Raw genomic sequence first — 8,908 nt, forward strand, 5'->3', positions numbered from 1 at the left:
CGGAAGTAGAGCGAACGGAAATAATAGCGCTCGACCTCGCCGCTCGACGGCAGCCGGAACTCGGCCAGCCGCGCCGTCCATTGATGCAGCGTTTCCTGGTCCGGCGCCCTGAAGGCAACATGGTGAACCGCACCGGCACCTTGCCGTGCCGGCGCCAGTCCCGGCTGCACCAGGACATGCAGCTCCGCCGCCGGCCCGCCCTCGCCCATTTCGAAGACGTGAACCTGGCCCTCCGGCGAGGCATAGTCGCGCGCCTTGCGCATGTTCATCACCGTGGTCACCACCGCCTCGGTGTTGGTGATGTCGGGAACGCTGATGACGATCGGCCCGAGCCCGCGGATCTGGTGCTCGGCCGGTACCGGGCTTTGCGCCCAGGGATGGCTGCCGCCCTTGCCGCCATCGCTGACCAGGCGCAGACGCTGGCCCTCGGGATCTTCGAAGTCCAGTGACGCATAACCGCCGATGTCGCCGATCTCTCCTGTTGCCAGGCCTTCGTCGGTCAAGTGTTGCTTCCACCAGGCAAGGCTCTCCTGGCTGCCGACCCTGAGGCTGGTCCGCACGATGCTGTGCGTGCCGCGCCGCTCGCGGCCGACCGGCCAGTCGAAGAAGGTAAGGTCGGTGCCCGGTGTCGCTTCGCCGTCGGCATAGAAGAGGTGGTAGGCCGAGGTGTCGTCCTGGTTTACGGTCTTCTTGACCAGCCGCAGACCCAGCACCTTCGTATAAAAATGAAGATTGCCAGGCGCATTGGCGGTGATGGCGGTCAGATGGTGGATACCTGTCAGTTGCAAGCTCATCGTCGTCTCCCTGCTGTTGGGGAACAATTTTCTCCCTCCATATCAGAACTGCGGTCACCCCGCTGAAGGCCTCGTATTCCGACAGTCCGTCGCCGGAAACTGAACAGCGGCGCCCAGAGCACGTCGTCGCTATGAACAATCGGAAGTCGCGAACCTGCCTTCGGCACCGTTCTATGCGGCGAAAAGCGATGCCTTGCCTGCGTCGCGCGCACTGGTCGCAACTATCGTCTCGCGCCTGACATCCTCCTGACAGACTGCTGTCAGGAGGGGTATGCGATAGTACCTCCATACAGAGAGAGGAGACTGGCCATGAACGGTTACACCATTCTGCGCGGCATGCAGCACTATGTCGGCAAGATCCGCACGATGCGCAACGAGATCCGCACCCAGCGGTTCATGAACTCGCTGCCGGCGGATATTCGCAAGGATATCGGCTGGCCGGACATGTATGCGGACCGTGGCCCTCGGGGCAATTGAAGCCAATTTTTCGACCCGGCGATTGGATGTGGGCGCGTCAACGCCCAGATAACAGGTCCGGTGCGTGAGGATGGGAGCGAGCCTATGCCCGAACAGAAGACGATCGGTTTCCTTTTCATCGAAGGTTTTGCCGACTGGGAGTATGGGCTGCTGGCGGCCTCGGCGGTCGAATGGTTCGGCGCCCGTGCCGTGTCGCTGACGCCTGATGGCAACCCAGTGACCGGGATCAGCGGCTTTCGGCTGACGCCCGATCGATCGGCCGGGGCGGATGAGAATGATGATCTCGACGCCATCGCCGTGATCGGCTCCGATGAGTGGGCCGGCAAGGCACCGCCCGATGTTGCTGATCTGCTCAATGCTGTTGCATCGCGCGGCGGCGTGGTCGGCGGCATCTGCGCCGGCACGCTGGCGCTAGCCCGCGCCGGCCTGTTCGAGAAGGCCAGGCATACGAGCAATGGCCGCGACTGGATCAATGGTCATGAGGCCGGCTATGCCGGCGACAGCCTCTATCAGGATGTGCCGCATGCCATGGCCGACGGCAAAATTGTTTCCGCGCCAGGCTCGGCGCCGGGCACCTTCGCGCTCGCCTTTCTGAAGACGCTCTACCCCGAAAGAGGCAGCGATCTCGCTCGGATGCGAACGCTGTTTGCCAAGGAGTATGCTGAAGCCTCCTGACAGTATGCTGTCAGGAGGGCCGTGCAATGGTGCCAGCTTAGGGCACCCGTGCATCGGCGGTCGAAAGGACGATCGATGAAGAGTTGGAACGACAGACTGAGCACACCAGGCATCAACGGCGTCAAGCCGACGCCGCGCACGATGGCCGATGTCGTCGAAGGCCAGCCTATGCTGGTGCCGACAGCGCGCCAGGTCGATGATTTCATCCGCTCGATTCCCGAAGGCGTCGAGATGGATGTGCGTGCGCTGCGTACAGCACTTGCCGTCGAGCATGGCGCCGAAGTGACATGCCCGGTCACCATAGGCTATCATCTGCGCACTGTTGCCGAAGCCGCCAACGAGGACCTCCAGCGCGGCATGACGCCGAGTGACGTGGCACCGTTCTGGCGCGTGCTCGATGCGAAAACACCGACGACGAAGAAATTGTCCTTCGGCGCGGAGTTCGTCGCCGCGCAGCGCAAGCGCGAAGGGCTGAAACCATGAGGCATGCCGCCCAAAAGTGTTCTGCGGTTTTGGGATAACGGCATGCGCGAAAACACGATGCATGCCACCCAGAGGTGGACCGGTTTCGGGCGGCATGCATAGAGACAACGCCGAGGGACCATACGATGCGCCGCGCCGACAGGCTCTTCCAGATCGTGCAGCATCTGCGCGGTGGCCGATTGGTCACCGCCCAGAAGCTCGGCACATGGCTCGAAGTTTCCGAGCGAACCATCTATCGCGACATTGCCGATTTGCAGTCGACCGGAGTGCCGATCGACGGCGAGGCCGGCGTTGGCTACATGATGAGGGAGGGTTTCGACCTTCCGCCGCTGATGTTCACGCGTGACGAGATCGTCGCGCTGGTCGCCGGCGCCCGCATGGTGCGTGCCTTTGGCGGTGCCGCCATGGCGCGGGCCGCCGACGAAGCGCTGGTCAAGATCGGCGCCGTATTGCCCGATGCGGAGAAAGACCGCATCGCCCGCACCGAGATCCACACACCGATGTGGGTGGTCAGCGACGCCGCCCGCGAGGCGATCGACCTGATCGAGCGCGCGGTCGAAAAGCGCCAGGTGCTGACCATCGACTATTCCGACGAGGCCGGCCGCGGCACCGCCCGCGATATCCGCCCGCTCGGCCTGTGGTTCTGGGGCAAGGTGTGGACGCTGGTCGCCTGGTGCGAGATGCGCGACGATTTCCGCGCCTTCCGCATCGATCGCATCGCCTCGGTGGTCATCGCCGGCCGCATCTTCAAGCCGGAGCGCGGCAAGCAGCTTGCCGACTTCTACCGCGCGGTGGAGCGCAGCGAGGACTATGGCATGGCGCCGGACCGCGCCGCGCGAAGCTGAGACCCGACGCAGTTAGAAAAAAGCCCGCTCGAAGCGGGCTTTTTCTTGGATATCAGACAACCTCACTCGTCGTCGTCATTGTCCGTGTTCTTCGACTTCAAGGCCGAGAGCTTGGCGAACACGGCGTTGGCGTCGAGTTCGGCGTCCTCGTCCTTCGGCTTCTCGGGAGCCGGCACCAACCGCTCGGTCAGGGCCGCCGGCAGCAGCGTGTCGCCGACCGGCTGCGCCTGTTCGCGGCCGCGCGAGGCGCGGTTGACTTCCATGTCGAGGTCGATCTGCGAGGCGAGACCCAGCGTCACCGGGTCCATCGGCTGCAGATTGGCTGAGTTCCAGTGCTTGCGCTCGCGGATCTGCTCGATCGTCGACTTGGTGGTGCCGACGAGACGCGAGATCTGCGCGTCCTTGAGCTCGGGATGGTTGCGCACCAGCCACAGAATCGCGTTCGGCCGGTCCTGGCGCTTCGACAGCGGCGTGTAGCGCGGACCCTTGCGCTTGGATTCGGGCACCCGCACCTTGGGGTCCGAAAGCTTCAGGCGCTGGTTCGGGTCCTTCTCGGCACGGGCGATCTCGTCGCGGGTCAGCTGTCCGGTCATGATCGGGTCCATGCCCTTGATGCCTTGCGCCGCTTCGCCATCGGCGATTGCCTTGACCTCGAGCGGATGCAGTCCGCAGAACTGCGCGATCTGCTCGAAGGAAAGTGCGGTATTGTCGACCAGCCAGACGGCGGTCGCCTTGGGCATCAGCAGCGTATTGGCCATTTTTACAAATCCTTCTCGTTCGCCCGCGTTCCCGCGCGGGCGGTGGTTTAGAGCCACCAAAATGGGAAATTCGCGGTCTGTATAACCGCTCTCGGGTCCTTTCGCAACGTTTTTGGAGCAAAGACCGGAAGCCGTGGGTACTTACCGAAAACGTTCCGCGCTCTTGAACAGAACGACAAGCTGGCTTCGCTGGCGAGTTCCGGTCTTGGCAAAGATCGGTTGAGATAGGGGCACCCCTGTCATGCCGGAGCCGCTGCTTCCATCAGGGTTCGCCCTTGTGAAAGCGCCGAGCCAAGATGCCATGCAGGAAACCGAGGTCAACCCTGCTCGATGGCCGGTATCGGTTGGGACGGTCGTTGATCTCCCGCCCAAAACGACAAAACCCGCCGGACTGGGTCCAGCGGGCTCGGAACCGCGACAAAGTTCGTCTGGTGCGGCTCTGGCTTCCACGGCTTGGGCCCGCCGGAGCGGACCAGGACGTGGCTTTAGATAGCCCTGCGGGCGATCTTTTCGATGTCGGCGCGGTTGATGCCGAGATCGCTGAGCTGACGTGCGTTGAGACGGTTCAGTTCGCGGACGGTCTCGGTGTACATACGCCAGTTACGGAAAGCGCGGATCGGGTTCATGGTAGTCCCTCCAGAATGATGTTCGTTTCGATGGTGCTCAAATAGGCGTCATCGATGAGGACTTGAATGGCTGATTTTGCATAGCAATGATGCAAATGCTGCATTGCAGCATTAAGCTTCTGTTCATCTTGTGGGCAGCGAGGCGCTGACCTCGCGCGCTGTCAGCCTACGTCGAGCACGATCTTGCCGATATGCTCACCCTCTTCCATGCGCTCATGCGCCCGCCAGGCTTCGCTGAGCGGGAAGATCATGTCCATCACAGGGGCAACCTTGCGCGTGCCGAGCAGCGGCCACACCTGCGCTTCCAGCGCCGCCGCGATCGCCGCCTTGAACTCGACGGTTCGCGGCCTCAGCGTCGAACCTGTGTGGGTAAGCCGCTTGACCATGATCTTCGAAAAGTCCGCGCTTGCGACAGCGCCGGCCTGAACGGCGATCTGGACGATGCGGCCTTCGACCGCCGCGGCCTCATAATTGCGCGCCACATAGTCGCCGCCGACCATGTCGAGGATGACATTGGCGCCTTTGCCACCCGTTGCCTCCTTCACCGCGGCGACGAAATCCGCCTCGCGATAATTGATCGCCCGGTCGGCGCCGAGCTTCAGGCAGGCGTCGCATTTCTCCTTGCTGCCGGCAGTGGTGATGACATAGGCGCCGAAGGCGGAGGCAAGCTGGATTGCTGTCGTGCCGATGCCGGACGAGCCGCCATGGACGAGCAGCGTCTCGCCTTTCTTGAGGCCGCCACGCTCGAACACATTGTGCCAGACGGTGAAGTAATTCTCCGGCACCGCCGCGGCTTCGGTGTGGGTGAAGCCGGCGGGCAACGGCAGCACGCTCCCTGCATGGACCTTGACATATTCGGCATAGCCGCCGCCGGGCGTCAGCGCACAGACGCGGTCGCCAATGCGCCAGCGTGATATGTCGTCGCCAAGGGCGGCGACTTCACCCGATGCCTCGAGGCCCGGCAGGTCGGATGCGCCGGGCGGTGGCGGATAGGCGCCTTTGCGCTGCTGGACGTCGGGCCGGTTGACGCCGGCGGCATGCACCTTGATCAGGATCTCGCCGGGGCCGGGCTGCGGCACGTCGCGTGTTTCCGGCTTCAGCACCCGAGGGCCACCCGGCTCCGAGATCGCGATGGCCGTCATCCTTGCCGGAATTTTCTGTCCGCTCGCCATGAGATTTCCCGTCTTTCCTCGCCGTTGTCCGATCGGCTGTTTGCATCGACGCCCCTGCCCTATGTATGCTGATTGCCAAATCAGGCAAATGGCCAATCTGGTCTTGGCGGAGGAGGAGCGACGATGGCGATCTTCGACGACGAACCCAAGAAGAAGGCGCGCCCGCACGAGATCGGGCAGGACCTGTCATTGCTTTCCGTCAGCGACTTGACTGAGCGGATCGGCATCCTGCGCGACGAAATCGCCCGCCTGGAAGCCGAACTCAAGGCCAAGGACACCACCAAATCCGCGGCCGAAGCACTGTTCCGCCGCAGATAGGCGCTCGGGCGTAAAGCCCGCCGCCGAAAAGCCCGAATGCGACTGTCTTCAGACCCAGCGTCCCCGCCAAACCTGAGCCGGATCAACCAATGTTCGCAACCTACCGACCGATCCTCTCGCTGCTTCGCGGCACCGCTTTCCTGCTCGCGGCATCTGGTTTGCATGGGCTGCTTCTGCCCCTGCGCGGTCAGTTGGAAGGCTTCTCGACCGCATCGCTCGGCCTGATGGGCACGGCCTGGGCCGGCGGCTTCGTCACCGGCTGCTTCTTCGCACCGCGCATCGTGCGCCGCGCCGGCCACGTGCGCGCCTTTGGCGCCTTTGCCGCATCCGGCGCCATCGTGGCGCTGCTCACCGGGCTGATCATCGACGAGTATGTCTGGATCCTGCTGCGCGCCTTCACCGGCTTCACCATGGCCGGCGCCTTCATGGTCATCGAAAGCTGGTTGAACGAGAAGGCCACCAACGAGAACCGTGGCACCGTCTTCGGCCTCTACATGATGGTGACTTATGCCTCGATCATGGGTGGGCAGATGATCGTCGCCGGCGGCGACGTGAAGTCCGCGTCGCTGTTCATGATCACCGGCATCCTGTTTTGCCTGTCGCTCATTCCGACGGCGGTCTCGACCGCCTCCCACCCCAAGCCGCTGCAGGATGTCTCACTTGATGTCAGGGGCCTTTATGCCAATTCGCCGGTGTCGGCGGTCGCTTGCGTGCTGATCGGCATCGCCAACGGCGCCTGGGGCACGCTTGGCGCAGTCTATGGTGCGCGCATCGGCATTTCCACGGCCGAGATCGCCCTGATGATGAGCCTTGTGGTCGTTGCCGGTGCCGCCATGCAGCTTCCGGCCGGGCGCCTGTCCGACAAGACCGACCGGCGCTTCGTGCTGGCGGGGGCGGCTTTCGGCGGGGCCTTCTTCGCGCTCATGATCTTCCTGTTCGAGCCACGCTCCGGCGTCTTCGTCATCGTCTTCACCGCCGCCTATGGCGCCTTCGCCTATACGCTCTATTCCATCGCCGTGGCGCATGCCAACGACCACGCGCGCTCGGAGGATTTCGTCAAGGTATCTGGCGGGCTGTTGCTGCTCTATGGCTTCGGCACGATGATCGGACCTTTGCTTGCGGCTGCCCTGATGGGCTGGATGCGCCCGGAAGGTCTGTTCCTGGCGACCGCCTTCGCGCATCTCTGCCTGGCGGGCTACACGCTGCTGCGCATCAGCCGCCGCGCGCCGGTGCCGATCGGGGATCGTGACGCCTTCAAGACGCAGCCGGCCGACCGCTCGGTCACCCCGGAAGCATTGCGGCTTGATCCCAGAAGAAAAGCAGAAGCAGACGGTTGAGATTCGAAAGGCTTTGCCTCACTAATACAGGCATGATGTTTTCCGACGCCTTCATGGCGATTGCCGATCCCAACCGGCGCCATCTTCTGGAAGAACTTCGCCGCGGCCCGAAAACCGTCACCGAACTGGCCGCCGGCTTGCCGGTCTCGCGCCCAGCCGTGTCGCAACATCTGAAAGTGCTGCTCGATGCCGGCCTGGTCCACGCCAAGCCGGAAGGAACAAGGCGCGTCTACACGGTGAGCGGCACTGGCTTCCTCAAACTCAACATCTGGCTCGATCAGTTCTGGGAAACCTGACCCGATCAACCGTTGTTGTAGGGGAAGAACTTGAAGTAGGGCTGCGCCTCCCCGATCACCCGAGCGAAGGCGGGGCGCTGCAGCAGGCGGTCGTGATAGCGCTTCACAGCCGGGTACCTGTCGCCCAACGGCTCGACCTTGTTGGCATAGAACAGCGCGGGGGAGGCTGCGCAATCGGCCATGGTGAAGCTGTCGCCCATCGCCCAGATCTTCGACTGCATGTCCTGTTCGATGATGGCGTAGGAATTGCGCAACCGGTCGCGAGCCTGCTCGACGCCGAACGGGTCGGTCTTGTCGCCGGGGCGCAACCGGTCGCCGACAATCTTCTGCATCGGCTCCTGCACATAGAAATCATAGAAACGGTCAGCTTGGCGGACGGCCAACGCCATGTCGATCTCGGCGGGAACGAGGTCGACCGGCCCCGGATAGTGCGCGGCCAGATATTCGACGAGGATGCTCGATTCCAGCACCGTACGGCCACGCGCATCGTCGCGCAGCGCCGGCATCTTGCCGGCCGGCGAGATCTTCAGGAAGGCCGCGCGCGATTCAGCATCGCCAAGGTCGACGATGACAGGCGTGAACGGCGTGGCGTTCTCGTACAGCGCGATCAACGGCTTCCAGCAGAAGGAGGCCAGCGGATGGAAATGAAGTGTCAGGGACATTTTTTGCTCGTCTGTTTCGTGGATTGTCGGTGGCCGCTACCCTGCGGCACGCCTGTTGCGGTTAGCCTTGTCCGTCAAACCAGCCTATGCTGCTTCAACCGGCTTGGACATGCGCGATGATCGCTGCGGACATCTCGGCCCAGTCGTCCGGATGCAGCTCGTGGCCGCCACCTTCGATGCGAATGAGTCTTGCGCCGGTGACCGTCTCGGCCAGCGCCTCGCCGTGTTCGACCGGAAAGATCGGATCCGCCGTGCCGTGAATGACCAGCAGCGGCGCCGCGATCTCGTGCAGGCGGCCCTTCCAGGCGGCGCCGCCCTTGAGCATGAAATGGTTGGTCGCGCTCAGGAAGCCGCCGGAGCGGTCGTAATCCTGCTCGACAAAGGCCCGTATCCCCGCCGCATCGAATGGATGCGTGGTGCTGGCGATCGCCCGTGCATCCCTGACGATGAAATCGACCACTTGAC

Annotated in this window: 13 protein-coding genes; 7 read left to right on the forward strand and 6 right to left on the reverse strand. The window is 63.4% G+C overall.

Translation table 11 applies throughout. From position 1 onward, the window contains the following. Positions 1 to 794, reverse strand: a 794-nt coding sequence (locus EN884_RS15255; protein WP_128360609.1) for a VOC family protein, incomplete at its 3' end; no start/stop codon positions are given. A gap of 309 nt (positions 795 to 1,103) precedes the next feature. On the opposite strand from EN884_RS15255, the gene EN884_RS15260 reads away from it, so the two are divergent. The 4 genes from EN884_RS15260 to EN884_RS15275 all read left to right on the forward strand — a co-directional run bounded on the left by EN884_RS15260 (position 1,104) and on the right by EN884_RS15275 (position 3,274). Then, positions 1,104 to 1,271, forward strand: a complete 168-nt coding sequence (locus EN884_RS15260) for a hypothetical protein (RefSeq protein WP_013529241.1) — start codon at positions 1,104 to 1,106, stop codon at positions 1,269 to 1,271. Positions 1,272 to 1,355: 84 nt separating this feature from the next. Continuing rightward, entirely contained in the window at positions 1,356 to 1,946 is a 591-nt protein-coding gene (locus tag EN884_RS15265; protein WP_063169159.1) for a DJ-1/PfpI family protein, read from the forward strand. A 75-nt stretch (positions 1,947 to 2,021) separates the two neighbouring features. Further along, positions 2,022 to 2,429, forward strand: a complete 408-nt coding sequence (locus EN884_RS15270) for a hypothetical protein (RefSeq protein WP_063169160.1) — start codon at positions 2,022 to 2,024, stop codon at positions 2,427 to 2,429. 125 nt (positions 2,430 to 2,554) lie between these two features. Next, positions 2,555 to 3,274 (forward strand): YafY family protein, encoded by a 720-nt coding sequence (locus EN884_RS15275; protein WP_013529238.1) that lies wholly within the window; start codon positions 2,555 to 2,557, stop codon positions 3,272 to 3,274. 62 nt (positions 3,275 to 3,336) lie between these two features. On the opposite strand, the gene EN884_RS15280 is transcribed toward EN884_RS15275, so the two are convergent. The 3 genes from EN884_RS15280 to EN884_RS15290 form a co-directional block, all read right to left on the reverse strand. Then, on the reverse strand, positions 3,337 to 4,032 hold the full coding sequence (locus EN884_RS15280; protein WP_013529237.1) for a DUF1013 domain-containing protein: 696 nt from the start codon (positions 4,030 to 4,032) through the stop codon (positions 3,337 to 3,339). 485 nt (positions 4,033 to 4,517) lie between these two features. After that, positions 4,518 to 4,658, reverse strand: a complete 141-nt coding sequence (locus EN884_RS15285) for a DUF1127 domain-containing protein (RefSeq protein ID WP_013529236.1) — start codon at positions 4,656 to 4,658, stop codon at positions 4,518 to 4,520. A gap of 161 nt (positions 4,659 to 4,819) precedes the next feature. Continuing rightward, positions 4,820 to 5,830 (reverse strand): NAD(P)H-quinone oxidoreductase, encoded by a 1,011-nt coding sequence (locus EN884_RS15290; RefSeq protein WP_013529235.1) that lies wholly within the window; start codon positions 5,828 to 5,830, stop codon positions 4,820 to 4,822. A gap of 123 nt (positions 5,831 to 5,953) precedes the next feature. Here EN884_RS15290 and EN884_RS15295 point away from each other — a divergent pair, with 123 nt between their 5' ends. The 3 genes from EN884_RS15295 to EN884_RS15305 all read left to right on the forward strand — a co-directional run bounded on the left by EN884_RS15295 (position 5,954) and on the right by EN884_RS15305 (position 7,781). Then, positions 5,954 to 6,148 (forward strand): DUF1192 domain-containing protein, encoded by a 195-nt coding sequence (locus EN884_RS15295; protein WP_063169161.1) that lies wholly within the window; start codon positions 5,954 to 5,956, stop codon positions 6,146 to 6,148. 89 nt (positions 6,149 to 6,237) lie between these two features. Then, the gene (locus tag EN884_RS15300; protein WP_024502978.1) at positions 6,238 to 7,485 is read left to right on the forward strand and encodes an MFS transporter; all 1,248 of its coding nucleotides are present in this window, start codon (positions 6,238 to 6,240) and stop codon (positions 7,483 to 7,485) included. A 32-nt stretch (positions 7,486 to 7,517) separates the two neighbouring features. Continuing rightward, positions 7,518 to 7,781 (forward strand): metalloregulator ArsR/SmtB family transcription factor, encoded by a 264-nt coding sequence (locus EN884_RS15305; protein WP_063169162.1) that lies wholly within the window; start codon positions 7,518 to 7,520, stop codon positions 7,779 to 7,781. Positions 7,782 to 7,786: 5 nt separating this feature from the next. On the opposite strand, the gene EN884_RS15310 is transcribed toward EN884_RS15305, so the two are convergent. Both EN884_RS15310 and EN884_RS15315 read right to left on the reverse strand, forming a co-directional pair. Then, positions 7,787 to 8,443 (reverse strand): glutathione S-transferase family protein, encoded by a 657-nt coding sequence (locus tag EN884_RS15310; protein WP_063169163.1) that lies wholly within the window; start codon positions 8,441 to 8,443, stop codon positions 7,787 to 7,789. A gap of 94 nt (positions 8,444 to 8,537) precedes the next feature. Next, the coding region (locus EN884_RS15315; RefSeq protein WP_128360610.1) for an alpha/beta fold hydrolase at positions 8,538 to 8,908 on the reverse strand (371 nt) is incomplete at its 5' end.

Source organism: Mesorhizobium sp. M7A.F.Ca.AU.001.01.1.1 (assembly GCF_004022735.1).
GTDB classification, from domain to species: Bacteria; Pseudomonadota; Alphaproteobacteria; order Rhizobiales; family Rhizobiaceae; genus Mesorhizobium; species Mesorhizobium ciceri.

Coding starts and splice junctions, on each gene's coding strand:
- EN884_RS15260 (WP_013529241.1), top strand. CDS start 1,104: ATGAACGGTTACACCATTCTGCGCGGCATGCAGCACTATGTCGGCAAG.
- EN884_RS15265 (WP_063169159.1), top strand. CDS start 1,356: ATGCCCGAACAGAAGACGATCGGTTTCCTTTTCATCGAAGGTTTTGCC.
- EN884_RS15270 (WP_063169160.1), top strand. CDS start 2,022: ATGAAGAGTTGGAACGACAGACTGAGCACACCAGGCATCAACGGCGTC.
- EN884_RS15275 (WP_013529238.1), top strand. CDS start 2,555: ATGCGCCGCGCCGACAGGCTCTTCCAGATCGTGCAGCATCTGCGCGGT.
- EN884_RS15280 (WP_013529237.1), bottom strand. CDS start 4,032: ATGGCCAATACGCTGCTGATGCCCAAGGCGACCGCCGTCTGGCTGGTC.
- EN884_RS15285 (WP_013529236.1), bottom strand. CDS start 4,658: ATGAACCCGATCCGCGCTTTCCGTAACTGGCGTATGTACACCGAGACC.
- EN884_RS15290 (WP_013529235.1), bottom strand. CDS start 5,830: ATGGCGAGCGGACAGAAAATTCCGGCAAGGATGACGGCCATCGCGATC.
- EN884_RS15295 (WP_063169161.1), top strand. CDS start 5,954: ATGGCGATCTTCGACGACGAACCCAAGAAGAAGGCGCGCCCGCACGAG.
- EN884_RS15300 (WP_024502978.1), top strand. CDS start 6,238: ATGTTCGCAACCTACCGACCGATCCTCTCGCTGCTTCGCGGCACCGCT.
- EN884_RS15305 (WP_063169162.1), top strand. CDS start 7,518: ATGATGTTTTCCGACGCCTTCATGGCGATTGCCGATCCCAACCGGCGC.
- EN884_RS15310 (WP_063169163.1), bottom strand. CDS start 8,443: ATGTCCCTGACACTTCATTTCCATCCGCTGGCCTCCTTCTGCTGGAAG.